Source organism: Streptomyces sp. NPDC048290 (assembly GCF_040652095.1).
In the GTDB taxonomy this organism is placed as follows: Bacteria; Actinomycetota; Actinomycetes; order Streptomycetales; family Streptomycetaceae; genus Streptomyces.
Genome location: NZ_JBEZLM010000035.1, coordinates 37,003 through 55,480, shown reverse-complemented (window position 1 = coordinate 55,480; position 18,478 = coordinate 37,003). Strand labels below are relative to the sequence as shown.

Annotated in this window: 17 protein-coding genes and 2 pseudogenes; 9 read left to right on the top strand and 10 right to left on the bottom strand. The window is 69.5% G+C overall.

Translation table 11 applies throughout. The features are described 5' to 3' along the window. Position 1: 1 nt before the first annotated feature. The 4 genes and pseudogenes from AB0D49_RS38095 to AB0D49_RS38080 form a co-directional block, all read right to left on the bottom strand. Entirely contained in the window at positions 2-1,333 is a 1,332-nt protein-coding gene (locus tag AB0D49_RS38095; RefSeq protein WP_362767532.1) for a hypothetical protein, read from the bottom strand. Further along, positions 1,330-2,838, bottom strand: coding sequence for a tyrosine-type recombinase/integrase (locus AB0D49_RS38090; RefSeq protein WP_362767530.1), 1,509 nt, complete (start codon positions 2,836-2,838; stop codon positions 1,330-1,332). Before AB0D49_RS38090 ends, AB0D49_RS38095 begins: the two co-directional genes overlap by 4 nt. 454 nt (positions 2,839-3,292) lie before the next feature. After that, complete coding sequence (locus AB0D49_RS38085) at positions 3,293-3,583, bottom strand: hypothetical protein (protein WP_362767527.1); 291 nt, start codon at positions 3,581-3,583, stop codon at positions 3,293-3,295. Positions 3,584-3,858: 275 nt separating this feature from the next. After that, a pseudogene (locus AB0D49_RS38080) lies at positions 3,859-4,430 on the bottom strand (winged helix-turn-helix domain-containing protein); the annotation flags it as partial. 65 nt (positions 4,431-4,495) lie between these two features. Here AB0D49_RS38080 and AB0D49_RS38075 point away from each other — a divergent pair. Then, complete coding sequence (locus AB0D49_RS38075; protein WP_362767524.1) at positions 4,496-6,046, top strand: isocitrate lyase/phosphoenolpyruvate mutase family protein; 1,551 nt, start codon at positions 4,496-4,498, stop codon at positions 6,044-6,046. A 311-nt stretch (positions 6,047-6,357) separates the two neighbouring features. Further along, positions 6,358-6,579, top strand: a complete 222-nt coding sequence (locus AB0D49_RS38070; RefSeq protein WP_362767522.1) for a hypothetical protein — start codon at positions 6,358-6,360, stop codon at positions 6,577-6,579. 38 nt (positions 6,580-6,617) lie between these two features. Here the strand turns inward: AB0D49_RS38070 and AB0D49_RS38065 are convergent, their stop codons facing one another. Then, the gene (locus AB0D49_RS38065; protein WP_362767519.1) at positions 6,618-7,085 is read right to left on the bottom strand and encodes a MarR family winged helix-turn-helix transcriptional regulator; all 468 of its coding nucleotides are present in this window, start codon (positions 7,083-7,085) and stop codon (positions 6,618-6,620) included. Positions 7,086-7,331: 246 nt separating this feature from the next. Between AB0D49_RS38065 and AB0D49_RS38060 the strand changes: the two genes are divergently transcribed. The 4 genes from AB0D49_RS38060 (at position 7,332) to AB0D49_RS38045 (ending at position 10,519) form a co-directional block, all read left to right on the top strand. Beyond that, positions 7,332-7,754, top strand: a complete 423-nt coding sequence (locus AB0D49_RS38060) for a hypothetical protein (protein WP_362767517.1) — start codon at positions 7,332-7,334, stop codon at positions 7,752-7,754. After that, the gene (locus AB0D49_RS38055; RefSeq protein ID WP_362767515.1) at positions 7,751-8,137 is read left to right on the top strand and encodes a hypothetical protein; all 387 of its coding nucleotides are present in this window, start codon (positions 7,751-7,753) and stop codon (positions 8,135-8,137) included. The genes AB0D49_RS38060 and AB0D49_RS38055 overlap by 4 nt, the downstream gene beginning before the upstream one ends. A gap of 119 nt (positions 8,138-8,256) precedes the next feature. After that, positions 8,257-8,850, top strand: coding sequence for an HNH endonuclease family protein (locus AB0D49_RS38050; protein ID WP_362767513.1), 594 nt, complete (start codon positions 8,257-8,259; stop codon positions 8,848-8,850). 844 nt (positions 8,851-9,694) lie between these two features. Continuing rightward, positions 9,695-10,519, top strand: coding sequence for a lipase family protein (locus tag AB0D49_RS38045; protein WP_362767510.1), 825 nt, complete (start codon positions 9,695-9,697; stop codon positions 10,517-10,519). A gap of 209 nt (positions 10,520-10,728) precedes the next feature. Here AB0D49_RS38045 and AB0D49_RS38040 read toward each other — a convergent pair whose 3' ends face one another. Next, positions 10,729-11,175 (bottom strand): RICIN domain-containing protein, encoded by a 447-nt coding sequence (locus AB0D49_RS38040; RefSeq protein ID WP_362767507.1) that lies wholly within the window; start codon positions 11,173-11,175, stop codon positions 10,729-10,731. A 641-nt stretch (positions 11,176-11,816) separates the two neighbouring features. Between AB0D49_RS38040 and AB0D49_RS38035 the strand changes: the two genes are divergently transcribed. Further along, positions 11,817-12,578, top strand: coding sequence for a hypothetical protein (locus AB0D49_RS38035; protein ID WP_362767504.1), 762 nt, complete (start codon positions 11,817-11,819; stop codon positions 12,576-12,578). Between the two features lie 398 nt (positions 12,579-12,976). On the opposite strand, the gene AB0D49_RS38030 is transcribed toward AB0D49_RS38035, so the two are convergent. The 4 genes and pseudogenes from AB0D49_RS38030 to AB0D49_RS38015 form a co-directional block, all read right to left on the bottom strand. Next, entirely contained in the window at positions 12,977-14,281 is a 1,305-nt protein-coding gene (locus AB0D49_RS38030) for a cation:proton antiporter (RefSeq protein WP_362767501.1), read from the bottom strand. Positions 14,282-15,163: 882 nt separating this feature from the next. Beyond that, on the bottom strand, positions 15,164-15,661 hold the full coding sequence (locus tag AB0D49_RS38025) for a hypothetical protein (protein WP_362767499.1): 498 nt from the start codon (positions 15,659-15,661) through the stop codon (positions 15,164-15,166). Between the two features lie 231 nt (positions 15,662-15,892). Next, positions 15,893-16,456: pseudogene (locus tag AB0D49_RS38020) on the bottom strand (IS3 family transposase); the annotation flags it as partial. After that, positions 16,428-16,559: a hypothetical protein gene (locus AB0D49_RS38015; protein WP_362767593.1), complete on the bottom strand. Its 132-nt coding sequence runs from the start codon at positions 16,557-16,559 to the stop codon at positions 16,428-16,430. The gene AB0D49_RS38015 and the pseudogene AB0D49_RS38020, both read right to left, overlap by 29 nt. A gap of 609 nt (positions 16,560-17,168) precedes the next feature. Here AB0D49_RS38015 and AB0D49_RS38010 point away from each other — a divergent pair. Further along, positions 17,169-17,447 carry a zeta toxin family protein gene (locus AB0D49_RS38010; RefSeq protein ID WP_362767496.1) on the top strand — a complete coding sequence of 93 codons (279 nt, stop codon included), beginning with the start codon at positions 17,169-17,171 and terminating at the stop codon, positions 17,445-17,447. 123 nt (positions 17,448-17,570) lie between these two features. Continuing rightward, positions 17,571-17,909 carry a recombinase family protein gene (locus AB0D49_RS38005; protein WP_362767590.1) on the top strand — a complete coding sequence of 113 codons (339 nt, stop codon included), beginning with the start codon at positions 17,571-17,573 and terminating at the stop codon, positions 17,907-17,909. Positions 17,910-18,478: the final 569 nt, after the last annotated feature.

Genomic DNA, 18,478 nt, shown 5'->3' with positions numbered 1-18,478 from the left:
ATCAACTCTCGCCGGTTGTTTTGGGTGCCCAGCCGACAGGTGACCTTCCGTGGTCTCCGGCGGCGTATCGGCTCCAGGTGCCGCCGGTCTCGTTGCGGAGGCGACTGGTGGTCTTGTCGTGGTAGCCGAGAGCGTCCGCAACGACAGGTGCGGGCAGTTCGAGGAGTTGCTGTCGGATGGCGGCGACGCGGGCGGCGGCGATCGGGATTCCGACCTCGTTCAGGAGCGTGGACAGGTGGTTGGGGCCGAGCGGCTGGCCGGTCCGGCGGCCGGGGAAGAGCCAGCGGGGCGTCGGGGTGGTCGCGGTGTTCATGTTGCCGCGGTTCGTGAGGTGCTCCAGCAGCAGGGCGGCGACCGGCGCGGGAACGGGTGAGGGTGGCTCGCCGAGTCGTAGCAGCACTGCGTCGCCGTCGCGGATGACGTCGTCGAGGGTGAGTCGGATGACGCGGCTCAGCGGTTGTGCGTAGAGGAGAACGATGACTCCGGCGACGCGGAGTCGCATCGGTATCTCCGTGTCAGTCAAGAGCCTGCCGAGGGCGGCGAGGCGTTCGTCTTCGCTCAGTGTGGGCCGGCGGGTGATTTTCATCGCGGGGATGGACAGGGAACGTTGACAGTGCCGTCCCTGCATGGCCCAGTTGAGGAAGCCTCTCAGCCGGGTGCGGGCGTGCTCGGCGTGCTCGGCGAACCAGGCGTCGGTGTCGACCTGGCCGCATGACGCGAGGGTGGTGTTCCGCTCGTCGAGCCATTGCAGGAAGGCGGTCGCGTACTTGATCTGTTCGCCGGCGAAGCGACGGATGCTGGGTGTGATGTGGCTCCGCTCGGCTCGGGCCCGTAGTCCGGGGAGGACGTGCCAGGTCGCGAAGAGCTTGATCGTCTTGGTGTGCTCGGGTTCGGCGATGTCGGCGAGATGGCCGGGGAGCCAGCGCTGGAAAGAACAGATGTGCTTGTCGACCGCGGGCAGGACTCCGCAGGCCATGAGGAGTTCTTCCAGGTGGGAGGCTGCCCGCCAGGGCTGGAGTTCGTGGAACGCGTCGTGGGTCAGCAGAATCTCGCCGAGGCCAAGCTGGCGAAGCAGTCGCGAGCCGTTGCCCAGCTGCCCGCGACGCATGTCCAGCCAGGCCAGTCCGCTTCCGGGCTTGTCCATCGTCACCAGCAGGTCGAGCAGCGGTACCAGCGGGGGACGGACGCGGCCCGTGCCGTCGTCGAGGAGTGCGGTGAGCCGGTCGGTGAGCGTGCAGCGTTCGCAGAGCCGACCGCGCAGGAGCTTGCCCTCGAAGCCGCAGCGTGAGCAGTCGAAAGTCTGGGAGAAGCCGGCGCAGGTGGTGCAGATCACGGCCCCATCACCAGGACGGAGCCCAGGAAGGACCCGGCCCTCGCCGCATCCCGGGCAGATCCCCCGTGTCCGGACATCTCGGTCCAAACAGGTCCGGCAGACGTATCCGTCCGGCCAGGTGCCGGCCTTGTGTCTGCGGAGACCGCATCGGCAGCAATCGGCCATGAACCAGCGCTCGTACTGTTCGTCGGTGGCGTAGGGGCCATGACCTGCAACGACAGGCGTTCAGGGGTGCCGGAGACCAGACGGTGCACCTGGGAGGCGGAGAGGTCGATGCCGCGTTCGCGCAGCAGCGGCACCAGTTCGGTGGCGGTGAAGATCTGGTGCTGGGCCATGACCTCGCGCAGTCGCCAGGTGTAGCCGACCTTGCGTTTCATGCTTGCCTCCCGGTCTGGGTCTGGAGGGCGGCGGCGATGGTGGAGTCCAGATGCCGCCCGCCGCAGAGTGCGGGTACGGAAGTCGGAGGACACGCAGGTGTAGAGCGAGGTGGTGCTGGCGTGTTCGTGGCCGACCTGCTCCTGGACGAAGCACGGGTCCCAGCCGTCCTCGATCAGGTGGGTGACGTAGGACCTGCGGACGGAGTGGAAGTCGAGTCCGTCGTCCAGGCCGAGGGCCTTGCGGTGGGCGATGAAGCAGGAGTTGAGGCGCTGGCATCCGATCCGCAGGCCCCGTTCGGAGGGCCAGGCCGCCGGGTTGTTGTCAGTGCCGAACAGCGGGCGGACCTCGGTGAACCACTCGTCCAGGACGTCCGGAGTCCAGTCGAACACGGTCAGCACCCCGCAGCGTTTGGGCGGCGAGTCCTTCTTGGCCTTGCCGAACCGGACCTGGCAGCGGCCGTACTGGCCGAACTCGCCACCGTGCGGGTTGCGGCCGAAGTCAGCGGCGTCGAGCATGCGCGTCTCGTTGCGCCGCGTCCCATAGGCGTAGGCGGTCTTGAACAGGGTCGCGTCGCGGAAGGCGGGCAGCCAGCCCTTGCGGCCGAAGGCCCGGATCCGGGCAACCTCGTCGTCGCAGTGTGCGAAGAAGGCGTGCAGCTCAGCCTTGGTGAACGCGCGCTTCTTCGCGTCCGCCTCGTTGTCCAGGACGTGCACCGCGGTGTTCCACTCGTGCACCACCGGCACCGGATGAGTGCCGAACCGCTCCTCGCAGGTGGCCGTCCACTCGTAGAGCGGATCGGTAATGAAGTGGCAGAACGCCCGCACGGCCTCGGAGTACGAGCGGATCGTCGAGCGCTTCAGATCCCGCAGGGAGCGCAGGTCACCGAGCCACTCGTCGACCATCGCCGGCGTCCACAGCCACGGGTAGGCGTTCACGTAGGCCGCGAATGCCTTCACCGTGTTCTCCCGGCCCTCCACGGTTGTCCGGGCCAGATTTCGGGCGAGGTGCTGGTTGGCGAAGCCGGTCAGCATCGCCGCGAGGACCTGTTCCTCCGGCCGCAGCAGAGGCACCCCGTCGACCAGATGCAGCCCCGCCGCCCCCGGCACCGGCCCGTTGAACCTCACCATTCCGCCGCCCTCCGTCACTCGCATCCGGTGCGAGAAGACCGCATCCGATGCAATTGGCGGCGCTCGGACCAGCGGTACAGCCTTGGCGCCAAGGGGTTGATCTTGGTCGCCTGGCACAGGCCGAAGTGACGTCAGCCCGCGAACAACTGCCGGAGAGGAGACGAACCTCCCGGCCACGAGGTCGTGGACTCAGCGGCCCTCAGAGCTGCCCACGGGATGCCGCACACGCGTGCTCGGCGCGTCTGACACCGGCTGTGCGCCGAAGATCAGCGGCGGGGTGCGGGACGGGGAGCCTGACCCGCCCCGCACCCCGGCGTGTCGGCCGCGTTCACGCCGCCGTACCGGCTGTGTTCACGCGGCTGTGCGGGCTGCCGCTACTTCCAGGGGAAATCCCCCTGCTGGAGGACCTTGTCCTGGTTCTTGATGGACCCCTCGACCCCCGGAAGGATTGCCTTCATCGCAGGCACGCGGGCCTGACCCTGGGCCTCACGTAGCCGCCGCCCTCCCTGGCCAGGACCACGCCGCGTTCCTTGGCAGTCTGGCTGAAGGCGGGGCCGGCGTCGGCGTCGGCGAACAGCTTATTGACCGTGCCGGTGAAGGACTTCAGTTCCCCGGGGCCGTCGGCGGAGCCGGGAGACTCGGTGGCCGTGCCCGTGATCATCCCGCCGCTGGCCAGGAGGGCGCCTTCCACCCACCAGGGGGTGAGCATGACAAAGAACACGCCTTCCCGACTGAGGACGGGCATGCCCGTACCGGGCGCGGCGACCTTGGTCGCAGGAACCACCGTGACGTTTGAGGACCCCGGCCACCGACTGGCCCGCGGTCCGTCCGGCGGCGTACTGCAGGGTCTGTTCCAGGTCGCCCTGGTCCGCGACCTCGCCGGGCCCGCGGTAGATGCGGCGTACCGGTTCCTGGGCCGCGGCTCCCACGAGGACCTTGCCGCCCGCACCGGTACTGGCCACCGCCGGCTCGTCGAGGAGTACGTTCCCGTCACCCGTGACTACGATCAGATCGTTGGTCAGCACTACAGCAATGAGTTGCACCCAGCGCTCCGGCGAGATGCAGTCGACGCTCCGTCCAGTCCAGGCAGTTCCGTACCAGGGGACGCCGGGCTCCTGGGGGCTGCCCGTATCCCAGGGCATCGGCCAGCCATGCCCGGCCTGCCGCGGTGACGGCAACCCCGGAGTCGGTAGCGACCAACCCTCGCGCGACCATTGCGTCTGCCAGGCCACGCCCAACTGCCCCGCCAGATGGTCGTAGCAGGTGCGGGCGCGGGCTTCGGCGCTGAGGCGCACCGATTCGCGCGGATTCCGCGGACGGGGGGTGTCCGAGGCGTACGAGGCGAGGGTCTCGACGAGGGCGGCCGCCTCCGGGCCCGCCAGCCGAACGTGGCGGTGCCGGCCCTGACGCTCCTCGGTCAGCACCCGGCCCTCGATGAGGTGGGAAAGCTGCTCGCTTGCTGTGGAGGGTCGCACCCCTGCATGTCGGGCGAGCTCGCGCGCCGTCCAGGCCCGTCCGTCCAGCAGCGCCTGGCAGAAGACCGCCCGGGTGCGGTCGGCGAACAGGCCGGCGGTCTCGGCGAGTGAAGGCATGCCGTCATGATGGCGCAGGGATGCTTCGGGCGGCGCCGAACTGTCCCGCACCTAGCGTCAGGGACATGACTCACCTGGTGCATGAATTCAACCGCTATGCGGACGTACGGACGGCCCTTGCCGACCCGGCCCTGGTCCCGGAGCTGCCGGAGGCGGACAGCGGTCCCGCTGGGGCGAGTGTGGCGTGGCTGCGGGCCACCGTGGCCCGGTTCAGTTCCGGTGAGACACATCGGCGGCGCAGAGCCATCGTGGAGGCCGAACTCGCCCGGTTGGAGCCCGCCGCGCTACGGCAGGCAGTGACGGCTGTCGCCGAGTGCGAGATCCGGGTGCGGGTGGTCCATGCCCTCGCCGAGGCCCTGGGGATGCGGAAGCCCAAGGTGGTCGCGGAGGCGGTGAACGTCGTGGCCGAGGCCTACTTCGAGGGTGAGAACCCGGCCGCGGACGAGGCCGTGGCACGACTGGTGGCGCAGTTGGTGTCGGAGAACGCGGACGGGGCCGCCTTGGAAGCCGCCGCCAACCGCATCGGGCTGCTGGTGCAGGCGTGCGCGGCGACGGCGGCGCTGGTCGAGGCCGCGGCCGCGGCCGGCGGTGACGCGCCGCTGGCGCGGGTGCTCCGGGAGGCTCCACCGGTGCGAACCATGCGACGCGTCGCCGTCCGCGCCACCCGTGTCGCCGGACGGGAGGTCGCCGAGGGCGACGTGGTGCTCTTGGATCTGGCGGCCACGCAGCGTACGCATCCCGTGCCACTCACTTTCGGCGCACCGCCCCGGGTCTGCCCCGGCAGGGCGCATGCTCTCGCCCTGGCCGACGGCCTGCTCCAGCGTCCGCTGACCGCATTCGCGCATCTGCACCACCGGGCCACCCCGCTGCTGCTGCCCAACGCCTGGGACTATGCTTCCGCCGCCGCCTTGGCCGCACAGGGCTTCGACGCGATCGGCACCACCAGCCTGGGCGTGGCCGCAACCCTTGGCCTGCCGGACGGGGCAGCCGCCACTGCGGAGGCGACCGTGGCGCTGGCCCGCCAGCTCGGACGGGGCGCCTTCCTGTTCACCGTCGATGCCGAAGGTGGCTTCAGCGACGACCCGAAGGAAGTGGCCGAGCTCGCCCGAAGGCTGCACGACGCCGGCGCCGCGGGCATCAACCTCGAAGACGGCCGCCCAGGTGGCACCCTTGCCTCCGCCGAGCTACACGCCGCGAAGATCGCCGCCGTCAAAGCCGCCGTACCCGGACTGTTCGTGAACGCCCGCACCGACACCCACTGGCTCGGACGCCAGGAAGAGGAAACCGCAGAGCGCCTCGCGGTCTACGAACAGGCCGGGGCGGATGGGGTGTTCGTGCCGGGTCTGTCGGATCAGGACCGGATCGCCGCACTGACAGCAACCCTCCTCGTGCCGCTGAACATCCTGTACGCGCCGACCGGCCCGAACCTCACCGAGCTGGCCGCGTTGGGCGTGCGCAGGATCAGCCTCGGCTCGCTGCTCTACCGCAGAGCCCTGGCGGCGGCCGTAACCACCGCGACCGACATCCGCGACGGCCGACCGACGGACCTCAGCGCCCCCTCCTACACCGAGGTACAGGCGACTTCGGTAATCCGTGCAGCCGACTTCGGAAACTGACAGATCGGGCGCGAGATCCATGCCCGGACCCTCTCAGAACTGTCTCCCGAAACGCGGGAGTTTCGAGAGGGCTTCTGCGAACGGCGACCTGCGGGAACAGGCTCCGCCCGGGGCTGTTCTCAGAACTCTCGCATCCGGTCATTCGTGAGACGCGAGCATGCACACATTCACGGCCGAGCGGCTCTAGGTGGTGAGGGAAGACCGAAGGGAGTCGTCAGGTGTGGACCGTGGCAGTGTTGGTGGTCGCGAGTGTGGCCTCCGGAGTTGGGGCAGCGTACGCGTACCGGCTCCGAGAAGGAGCACGACTGAGGATGTTGTCCGAAGCAGCGCGCGCGTTCTACCAGGGCGCCACCATGCCGGGCTCGGTCATCATCCGGCTGATCGCGCTGCCCAACCCGATCGGCTCGCGCCCGGCGCGGCGTACGACCGCGGTGGTGCGGCCCGGCTTCTTGGTGGTGGGCGCCGTTCCTCTTCGCCGCCTCCCGGGCCGCGACCAGGGCTTGGCGGGCGAGGTTTCCACGCCCGCCAACTGACGGAGGGGCCCCACTCGGTGCAGGCAGCTCGGGTGCGGCTACGCCAGGATGCCGCCCGCGTTTCGGATCATCTGCTGGAGCACTTTCAGTGTGGTGACGTAGTCGGCGTCATCGATGCCCTGGTGGATGCGGGCCCGGATGGCCGGGGCGTGCTGCTTGAGACCGACACGAGCCTCCTCGCCCGACTCGGTGATCCACAGTCGTCCCCCGGCATCGCGGGTGAGCCAACCGCGCTCCAGCAGAACTTCCGCCTCTGCCTTGAGGTCGTCTTCGGGCCTGACGTAAGAGCTCATGGCCTGCTGAAGTTCAGGGATGGTCATGCCGCGGCCGTCGGGTGAGATGTCGTTCTTCGACAGGTTGCGCAGCAGCCAGAACTGGGGCTGGGTAAAGCCCAGTTCGGCCTGCTGGGACCGGGTGAACGAGATGACGGCCTCGTAGGCCGCTCCGGTCCAGTACGCAGCCGGCTGAGCGGCGAGTTCGCCGTCGGATGTGTGCTGAGTCGTCATGTGCGGTGCCCCCTGGGATGATCGCTGGTGCAAGCACCGTAGAACCTCAAGCAAAGTTGAGGTCAAGATCGATCTCCGTGTTGCCCTCGGCGGTTCCGTGGGGCGGCCCGCAACTACCCACGGTGACAGACCACGAGTATCTGATCCTCGCGGGCCCTGCAGAGCGGTTCCCCCGGCGGCCCGCAGGCATCGACAACCCCTGACGACAAGTACTGGCCTGCCACCGCCGGCCGCTACGTTGACCGCATGAGCTGGGACGTCTTCATCATGCGTCTTCCGCCCGAGGCGGAGTCAATAGACCAGATCGCCGACGACTGGAACCCTCCGGGTCTGGGAACCGGGCGGGAGATCCGCGCGCTCCTCACCGATCTCCTGCCCGGCATCGAGTACACAGCCAGTGGCTGGGGCGACTATGAGGGTCCTGGCTTCTCCATCAGCACACGCGTCAACGAAGCAGATGACGAACCGGTCCGCGGAGTCAGCCTGTTCATCCACGGCGACAGTGACGCAGCAGCTCACGCCGCCCTCGCCCTCGCCGATGCGCTGGACGCACGTGCCTTCGAAACCGGATCGGGAGACTTCCTCACCACGGAGTCGGCACACTCCGCGTTCGACACATGGCGCGCATTCCGTGACCGCGTTCTGGCCCAGCACAATGATCGACGATGAAGGCCGACGGCACCGACGGAACGGCAACCGTGGACTACGCCGAGCGGCGCCGGTACTGCACAGCCGTGGCCGAGGCGCTCACCGATGCCGGCATCCCCCCGACTGAGCGATGGAGCGAGTCCGGCGGCACCGCTTTGTACTGGACGGATGGCGACCCGGCACTGGAACACGGGCCGTGGAGGCATGGGATCGTGGTCTTCTGGGGCACGAACGGTGGCCACCGTGGCTGGGGCTGCGCACCACTGGATGCGAAAGGTGACCCGCTCCTGACCACCGCTACCTGGCTGCCGGTCCACCCCACCGCCGCACCCTCTGTGCTTGCGAATCAGCTGCCACGTCTGTCCGCCGATGGCGTCGCCGCACTGGCCCCCGAAGGCGAGTGACGGCGGAAACGCAAAGCTCCCCGCACCGGGGAGCCCGACAAGTCCGTTGACACTCGCCCCTGCCACCACCACCGCCCACGCCCGCCGTGCAGGCGCCCGGCGACACGAACACCCAGCCGGTGCGTGACGTACTCGCCGCGCTCCCCGTCCAGGACGAGGACCGCACCGGCTACGAACGCAGCAAGCTCCGGCACTGGACCGACGCCGACCGTGACGGCTGCTGCAACATGCGCGCCGAAGTCCTCCCGGACGAGGCCGTCACTCCTCCCGAGCAGGGCGCCAACTGCACCCTGACCGGCGGGTCGTGGTACTCGCCCTACGACGACCTGGTCCTCGGCCAGGCGCGCGCCCTCGACGGCGACCACCTCGTCCCGCTGGCCGAGGCATGGGACTCCGGCGCCTCCGCCTGGAGCCCGGCCGAACGCCATGCCTACGCCAACGACCTCGGTGACGAGCGTTCGCTGATCGCCGTGTCCGCCGCGTCCAACCGGTCCAAGGCCGACCAGGACCCGGCGACCTGGCAGCCCCCGGCCGCCGGATACCGCTGCACCCACGCTATCCACTGGATCGCCGTGAAGACCCGTTTGGCAGCTGACCCTCGACACCGCCGAACAGGCCACCCTCACCGGAGTACTCGGCGCCTGCCCCAACAACCCGATCACCATCACACTCGCCCGCTGAGGCATGGTGCGGTCCGTCGCTACGGGGGATGAACGACGGACCGCACCCCCACCATGCCCCACAACCCGCCACCACACCACGCCCACGACCCGCGCAGAGGTCACGCTGTCTGCTTCTCAGCCCCCGGAGAGAACACCCTCGCCGCGCCGACCGCGCGGTACAGCCGGGACAGGGACAGACCCTGACGCGCTTGAGCGTGTCGCCCCCGCCACGTCGTGTGCGACCAAGACAGACCCGCGATCCGCTTCCCGCCGGTCGCGGTCCGCGCCCACCAAGGTGGAGCCGTGTCCGACGGGTCCCGGGCGACGGTGCCGGCCGCTGCGTCCTCGAACCGGGTCCGGCCGCTCATCTTGCGCAGCGCGTTGTCAGCAGGTGAGGGGGAGGCGGTCCGGTACCTCACGCGGCGCGGCGCCGTCGTCCTCTTCGCGCATCGAGTGCCGCACGGCGGCGTGGATCTCGTGCGTGCCGCCCAGCGGTTGCGTGGGGACGGAGCGTGTCCCTCTCCGAACAGTCCCGGGTGAACAGAGGTCCGGGTCTGCCTGTCTCAGTCGTCCGCGGCCCGTGCCGTGTCTGTCTGCCTGCACGGACCAGTCCGCGCATACCGGGACGGAGGCAATGGCGCCCCTGGTCAGCGGACAGCCCTGCCTGGGCCGGCCGCAACACGGCGACCGGAAGGAGGGCTCGGCAGGGGCCGGAGGTGGGATCGGGCATCCGTCCGGGTGGTGTGCAGGGCCGCGTCGGCAGCCGGACGCCGGGCCGCCGTGCGACGGCGGGCACGATGAGGGGCGGTCCGCTCACGCAGTGCGGCGGGCCGGGCTCTCCAGCCGCCCGCAGTGGGTGGCGGGGGTCGTGGACCAGTGAACGAGGGAGTGTGCGGTGGCTGTTCCTGTGGTGTTCGACCAGCAGTCGGCCGGCTACAGCGTCGAACGTGCCTACTGGCTGGCACGCGCGTCCGACCTGGCCTACAAGGACCAAGCGGTGATCGACAGCCAGGCCAGGACGTGGGGGTTCGACCGGGTGCGGCACCACGAGACGGTGTACACCGCGCCGTTCCCGCTCCAGGACACCCAGGCGTACACCATGGCCGGCCCGGACATGGTGGTCACCGCGTTCCGCGGCACCGAGCCCCAGCAGATCAAGGACTGGCTCACCGACGCCTGCACCCCGCCGTGGCCGGGACCGGGCGGCGTCGGCTACGTCCACTACGGCTTCGCCCAGGCCCTGGACACGATCCTGCCCAGCGTCCGTGACGCGCTGGCCGAGGTGCGTACCGACGGGCAGCGGGTGTACTTCACCGGCCACAGCCTCGGGGGCGCGCTGGCGATGCTCGCCGCGGCCCGCCTGGCGCTGGAGGACCCGCGTCTGGCCGCGGACGGCGTCTACACCTACGGCCAGCCCCGCACCTGCGACCGCCGTCTGGCGGCGGCCTTCGACGAGGGTCTCAAGGACAGGGTGTTCCGCTTCGTCAACAACAACGACATCGTCCCCACCCTTCCCCCGGAACCGGCCTTCACCCATGTCGCGGCCCTGCGCTACATCGACTCCGCGGGCCGCCTGCGCACCACCCCGCCGGGCGTGCTCCCACGCCTGGCCGACCGGGCCGCAGGAGCGACCGCCGACATCTTCGCGCCCGCCTCCGACGGCATCCGCGACCACTTGATGGGCAGCTACCTCACCGCCCTGGAGAAGAACCTCCCCTGACCCGATCCGCTGAGAAGGCGGCGAAGACCTCCCTCGTCGTGCGGCGCCTCATCGCCGAGGGACTGCCGGCGGAGCTGGGCGTTGATGTGCGAGGTCGCCGAAGCAGCCTGCGACGCGCTCGCCACCGGACTCGACACCCCCAGCCTCCAGCAGCGCTAGGACCGCGTCGCGCAGTCGAGCGCACCGCATGGGACTGCTGGGTTTATCCGTCAGCTGAGCCACCAGCGCTGAGACTCGCCCCCGGTGCAGGTCGCGAGGTGGACTAGGCCGTTCGACATCCGGGCGAGGCACGTGCGTGTGATGGCATTGATGATTTTTCGGGGGTTGGACTCACTGATCGTCCATGTTGCCGCCTGGTCCGTTGCCAGACATGGCTTCATGGCTGACTGGCCGTTTCGCGCTGTCAGGCAGAGTCCGCTTCCCTGGTTCCGCAGTGCGGTGTACTCCAGTTCGTCGTCCCAGTACCACTTCTCGTGGCTCGAGGCATTGCACTCGAACACGTGAATGCCGTAGTCCGCCTGGTAGGCCAGGCACGCTTCGACACCGGCGTAGTTGGCAAACCTGGTCCTCAGTGCCTCGGCACCCGCCGGCGGACTTCCGAGACCAACTGCCAGACCTGCGACCACGGCTACAGCCGCCAACCGCTTCCCACTCATTTCACTCTCCGTACACATGCGACTTCGTTATGTGACTAGACGTGTGGGGTGATACCCCTGACTGAGCCCGCCGGAACCCCGTGCCGGGCGCACAGGATCGATCCGCAGGGCACGGACGACTGTCCGGCCCGCCGGGCCGCAGCCAGCGCTGTACGACACGGCGGCTACGTGTCCGGCGAGCTCGGGGGCGACGGCAGCCCCCGGCTCGCGACGCGTCACGCCGTCGGCCGGGAGTTCCCGCGCGCTCGGTGACCCGGGATCGGGCAGAGGCGCGTCTGGAAGGCACTGCCGTGAGCGACCGCTCCTCGTGGGAATCCCGCAAACTTCGCTACTGGGCCCAGTGCAGTGGCCAGTCCCGCCGCACCGGCCTTCGCACCAGCCACCCGGCACCCGCGGCCTCGCCCGCGCAGGCTCGGCTGGTGAGCCTGGTCCTGGGGCAACTGGGAACCTCTCCGGACCTGTACGCCCACCCTCGCTGCATCGCATCCCTCAGCAGCACCGCTACGTCCCTCACCCTGCACCTCGACGGATACATGGGCCACCAGCGGTACTCCTTCCCCGAACACTGTCTGAGCCGCCTGCTCCCAGCGGCTCCCGCACCGGGAAGCGGTGACGACCCGCACGGGATCCCCGGCCTCAGGATGAGCGGCATCGAGGCCGGCGGCGGGCAACTGCACCTGCACACGGTGAAAGACCCTGGGCAGACAGCCACTCTCGGACTCGCGCTGCCCAACGGGTTGCCGGAGGAGTGGGCGGACATCGAGCACCGGCACCGGCGCTGGTGCGCCGACAATGGCCTGCGGCCACTGTGGACGGTCCCACAGCTCGACGGCGTGGAATCCGGGCACGTCAACGCCTACCCCAGCTTCGAAGCCTCACGGGCGCGGCGGACCGCCGTGGGCAGCGGGCTGCTGCGGCGAATCGCGCTCTTCCACACCGCCACCGCCTTCTACAGGGTCCAGTGCTGGGACGACGGCGACAGCTGGAAGATCGACGCCCGCACCGCCCGTCCCCGGGCCCGCTGGCACGACCAGCTCCTGCACCGGCTGTGCCACCCGCGCTGGGGCCTGCCGGTTCGCGTGGGCCACCGGTTCTGCCGCTGCGCCGAACCGGACGCCCCCCCACCAGTGGGGCCGCACCTGCGACTTCTACGTCGACAGCAACACCGGCAACGGCAACGACGACCGCATCCACCTGCGCGTTCATGCCAGCGCCGAAGGACACGACTACGACGGGCAGAGATCGCCACACTGCACCAGGTCGGCGCCGTATCGGACTGGATGAACCGCACCTTTCCCGAGCAAGCAGTCCAACGCCACGACCAGCACCAGCAGAGGCAGGGCAGTGCCGGGCTCGGAACCCCCGGCGGGCACGCCGCAGGCTGCGGCCGGATTGATCACTGACGGACGATCTCCACCCCGTCCGCCGAGGGAGGGCGCCGGGGTGGAGACCGCCGCCGTACGGGCCGCCCGGGGGCCTTCTGGGGCTGGCCGTGCCGGGTGGATCAGGTCTGTGCCATGTCGACGAAGCGGGAACAGTGCAGTTGTGCGGCCACGGTGACCGTGCCGCACCCCGCCCCGGGCATCTGGGCCGCTACCAGACGAACGCTCCGTATACCCAGGCAGCCGACCGCAGCGTGCCCTCGATCGTAAACCCCGCCCTCTTCGCCGCCGCGATCATCGCAGGGTTGTCCGCGAGGTATCAGCCTGAAGTCTGTGCAGGCCCAGTCCCGGGGGAACCTCAGCGTGCTGTTCGGCACTTGGTTCGCCGTTCGTTGATGGCACCCTTATGACAGCGCCTGTCAAGAAGCGCGGGGGCCCGGCATGCCGTGGACGTCGTCGGCTGTGAGTGCGTTCTCCCGCAGGTCCGGTTCGGTGCGGAGCGTCCTGGCGAACCAGTCGCCGTATCGGTCACCGAGACGGGGAGCCGTAGCGCCGTGCAGGAGAATACTCAGGCCCACGGTCACTGCAATGACGCGGCCCAGCAGTGTCATCCCGGGCAGGTGCTCGTCGAAGGCGAGCAGGCCGAAGACCAGGGAGGCGAGCCCGCGGGGACCGAACCAGGCGATGTAGGCGACGGAGGCCGCCCGCAGCCCGGTGCCGGCCATGGCGAGAGCGACCGGCAGTATCCGGATGACGGTCAGGCTGATCAGCGCGTAGACCGCCATCCGCCAGGTCAGGTGCTGAAGGGCCGGCCCCAGGAGGACCGCGCCGAAGACCAGGAAGCTCACCGAGGTGAGCAGGAGCCCGAGCCGCTCGCTGAACTCCGCGCTCCGCGGCAGATCGGGGGCGTGGGTGTGGGTGTCCCGGCCTGACGACGCGCCACGCAGCCTGATACCGAAGGCGAGTCCGGCGGTCCAGGCGCCGATGAAGCCGCTGCCTTCGGCGACGCCGCACAGGGCGTAGGCGATCAGGGGAATGGCGAGCGACAGGAATTGCCGCCAGTCGGAGGTGATCCAGCCCCGTGCGACGGACCATCGCAGCACGCCCGCTCCGGCCCAGCCGGCCGCGAGTCCGATCGCACTGCTCAGCAGCAGGGCGCGCAGGAACGTCACGACGACGCCGGGGTAGCCCTCGCTCTGGCCCGCGGCTGCCAGGGCGAGCACGAAGAACGGGAGGACCAGGCCGTCGTTCAGGCCCGATTCGACCCCCAGGCCTCCTCGGATCAGTGCCGGGACGCGCCGGTTGGAGAAGGCCTGCTGCCCCAGTGCGGCATCCGTCGGGGCCAGGATGATGCCGGCCAGGGCCAGTTCCCACACGCTCAGACCGGGCAGTAGGGGCCAGGCGACCAGCCATCCCAGCGCCATGGTGAGAGGCAGCCCGATCATCAGCAGGCGCAGTGGGAGGAACCCTTCTCGGCGCAGGTCCTGGATTCTGATGGCTGCCGCGTCCGTGAACAGCACGAGGGTCAGCGCGCACTCCAGCAGCGTGCGGGTGACCTCCGGGTCGTGGTTGATGTTCAGCAGGTCCAGGCCCAGCGGCCCGATTGCCAGCCCGCACACGGCGAACACCAAGGGCCCGGACAGGAAGGTCGTCGACAGCCGCCGTGAGAGCACGCCATAACCGACGACCACACCGCAGCCCGCCACTACGGCCCACTGGCTCATCCGTACTCCTTGTCCGGGGGGGGGAGAGAGAGGGGCGCCGCCTGGGCGGCTGTGGTCGAGCGGCGCACCGTGTGCCCGACCGCGCCATCGTGCTCACGCAGAGCCATGAGCTTTTACCTTATGTGACCGTCGAGTTTGGCTGGGGGATGCTCGTTGTGCCGCGCCGACTCCGGCGCTGGGCGGGATGAGCCGGAAGCCGATCAGCCGTCGGAGTGAAGGCTCCGGACACGCCGAGGCGATCGGTGCGCCCCGTATCTCGTCCTGACAAGCTCGCCCAGCTCGACATCGCGCTGCCGGGTCAACTGTTCGCGGAGCAGACCCTCAACCCGGCGGGATTCCGGGACGGGAGCTGGAAGCACTCGCACGTGAGCCTGGCCAAGGTCATCCCACTGGCGTTCGTGATGATTGCCGGACCGCGGATCCTGAGCGCGGTCTTCCTCGCGACCGGCGAGAACTGGCGCCGCAACTCGGCGGCCTTCATCGCGGGCGCCGCGATCCACACCTACACGACGCTCAAGACGTCCAAACCGCCGAAGTGGATGGGCGAACTGGAGACGGCGAAGCCTAAGCGCTCCGTCCGGCTCGGTTTCCCGCTCCGCGGTGCCTTCCCGACGGACATCCTCACCTCGTTCGCGGTCGGCGGCTCTCGCGCGCGGGACAACGACACCCGGTGTCACGGCCGAGGGGCCGCGCCCCGGCCCTGCTGCGGTGGTGAATGCCATGCCGAAGAGATCGAGACCGCCGACAAGGCCGGCAGCGTCAGCGGCAACCGCTATGCGGAGATCGTCGCCGGGCTGCAGGGCAGCGCGCGGAGCGACGGTGCCGGTGGTGAACCGGCCGATCTCGGTGAGCTTCCGGGCATTCGCCACGCGACGCCGGCCGTCAGCCCGTCGACCAGGAGTCCTCCCCCGCTCCGGCAAGCCGCTGGACGGAGACCGTCGTGGCCTGCTCCAAACTCGGCTTTATCGCCACCACGGCCGCGATCGTCATCCAAGAGCCGTACGACAGGTCAAGCCCGAACGCCAGCGCGACGGTGGCGGCGATGACCACAGCGCGGATCACCGCGAACATGACCAGCGGCCGGGTCAGCTTCCTCCGGGAGGTGTCACCAGGCAGTTCCGCGATCGGCTGGGGCTGGTCGTGGCGCCCGCGGATCAGCCATCCCAGGAACGCCGCCATGATCCACAGCACCGTCCCGCCGGCCCAAGCCGTTACCTGGCCCCAAGTGTGACTGCTGACGCGGGAGTGCTGGTGGAGATTGACCGCCAGCGAGAGGGCGACGAGGAACCAGACAGTCAGCAGCAGCGCGGCCACAGACCCGTGCACCCTGAACACGACGGCCAAACCGGCCGCCAGCGTGACCGCGAAAGCCGCGAGCACCAGCCGTCCCAGGTGGCTGCTCCGGCTCCGAACCCCAGCGCCGTCAGCCCCGCTCCGATCAGCCCGAAGCCGACGATGCGCGCCGCACGGTACCCGAAACCCCCTCCTGGGCCGACCAGCGCGATGAACAGCAAACCGGACAACGCGCTGAGCAGATATTGCTCGTACCCGATCACCCAGAACACGATCAGTGAGCTGCCCCGAGTTTCGTGGAGCCCGATCTTGGTTGGTTCAGGCGGACTGCAGGGTTTGCTCCTGGCTCCGCCAGAAGGCTTCCTCGTGCTCGGCCGGTGGCACGTAGTGGAGCGCGGAGTGGAGGCGTTCTTCGTCGTACCAGGTGATCCACTGGAAGATCGCCCGTTCGACTTGATCGACATCCTTCCAGGGGCCCTGCATCTCGATCAGCTCGGCCTTGAAGGTGCCGTTCAGGGCCTCGGCCATCGCGTTGTCATAGCTGTCCGCGACGGAGCCGGCCGACGCGGAGGCGCCGATGTCGGCGAGCCGGTCGGTATACCGAATTGATACGTATTGCGACCCGCGGTCGCTGTGCTGTGTGAGGCCGGAGTCCTTCTTGATCCGGCGCCTCCGCAGTGCCATCTCCAGTGCGTCCAGAGGGAGTTCTGTCCGCATGTGGTGCGCAACCTGCCAGCCGACGATCATCCGCGAGTACACGTCCAGGACGAACGCCACGTACGCCCACCCGGACCAGGTGCGGACAGAGGTCATGTCCGCCACCCACAGCTGATCCGGCCGCGAGGCGGTGAAGTCACGGTCGACCAGATCCGGCGGACGCGGCGCCGGGGGTGATGTGGGTGGCGCGCTGGATCTGCGCGGGCAGGATGAGCCGCCCGCGCTGACCGATGCGGGCGGTGGTGACCACGGTCTCGCGTCGTTCCATGCCTGAGACCGTAGCCACCAGACCCCGTCTTGGTGAGCAGATCTCACGAACGCTCACCAATCAAGGTGGAGGGCCGTCACGACCTCTGGCGGGGCGCCCCCGGGAGCATCCCGCAGTGCGGGCCGACAAGCTGCCGGAAGGGCCAAAGGCTGGCCCTTGGTTCCTGCCGATGAGGATTGCGGCGGGGCCCGGCGTGACCCGTCACCAGCGGCGACGCCCTCGGGGATTTCACCAGGGCCCTGTACCGGGAGAGCAGTGCTCATCGGCTTCCGTCCGATGAGTCCGCGATCGACGGAGACGACCTGACGGCTGCTCTGGGCCTGGTCGGCGATGCACGCATCGACCTCGACGCCACGGAGCTCCGGCTCATCGACCACTGCCGGGCCGAGGGGCGTACCTGGGAACAGATCGCCAACGGCCTCGGGCTTCCCGATCGACACCAGGCAGGGACCCGCTTCAGCCGCCTGCTCAAGCGGCATCCCGGCTACCTCCGGAGCTCACCGGAAACCTGATCCGTCCAGCGGAATCAGCACCGCACCAGCCGGAGCCGACCCGTGGACTCCACCCCTCGACCCTCCCCCTTTCCCTGAGATGAGGACCGGCTTCACCATGCTGTCCGAACAGGAAAGCCTCCACGTGCTGGAGCAGGTGATCCTTCCCGCCGCGACGCGCGGCGCGGTCGTCCAGGCCCGGCCGGTCGTGGTGGTCGACGTCGGTCAGCCCGGTGCGGGCACGACGCCTGCCGCCGACCTGGCGCAGGCGGCGCTGGACCGGCGCGGTGGCTGTGTGAGGGTCGGCCGTGATCTGTACAAGGCGGTGCACCGCGGCTATGCGGGCGCGCTGGTGGCTGATGTCCGTACGGCCGGGGTATCTGCTGCATTCCACTGATAAGTGGACTAACGCTCGCCAACTCCATGCTCTGGATAGTCTTCTCATGTCCGGCGCCCCCAAGTACGGGGACCCGGCGACGTCGTCCCGCGTCTACGCGATCCGCCGGGCCGGTTCCGCGAGCTGCTCGACGAGGCGGCCGTCGGCGACACCATCCGCATCGCGGATGCCGCGCGGCTGTTCCGGTCGACCAAGGACGTCATGCAGATCCGGGAGGTCCTTCAGCGGCGCGGGCTGCATCTGCGCATCGCCACCGGCGCATGGTCCGGCTTTGATCTGGCGGTCGACGATGCGCAGACGAAGTTGTTCGTCACGATGCTCGCCGGGGTTTTGGAGTTCCAGCGGGACATGATCAGCGAGAACGCGAAGGAGGGCGTTGCCGCCGCCGAGGCTGCGGGAAAGACCTTGGGCCGCCCGGCCGTGCTCGACGAGGGCCAGGCGTCCGATGCCGTCGACGCGTAGGCCGAGAGCGCCGCGGTGAAGGCGCTCGCCCGGCAGTTCGGCGTCGCGCCCAGGACCATCCGCAGGGTGCTGGATGCCGCCGGCGTCCGCGAGGTCGGCGACGACCTGGAGGAACTCGGCGGCGTGGCTGCTGACATCGAGGGCCAGGAGCGGGCGCCCGAGCCGGAGCGGCTGCACATCATCGACGTGCCCGGCCTGCTTGCCGAGGAACTCAGGGCCACCGAGGCGGCCGAGATTCGCGAAGCGCTGCGCGGTGGCCGGATCATCCGCCGTGGGCAGGGCTACTCGGTGCGCGTGACCGCCCCGCTCGCACTCCACCCAGGCCGTGCTCAAGCAGTGCGGCGCCCTCGCCGACGACGGTGCCGCTCCGGCCAGGCGCAAGGCATGCCGCACGTATGCCGACCGGGTCGCCACGGCGACGGGGAAGAAGTAGGGATGGATGGATGGGCCGACGCGCCGTTGACAGGCGTCGTGCGGCCGGCGCATCAGGGCGCCGTCGATGAGCGGGGATCGATCGACCACTGTGTTGTCGGCCAGGTCACCGACGGCGCAGCACCAGTTGCTGACCT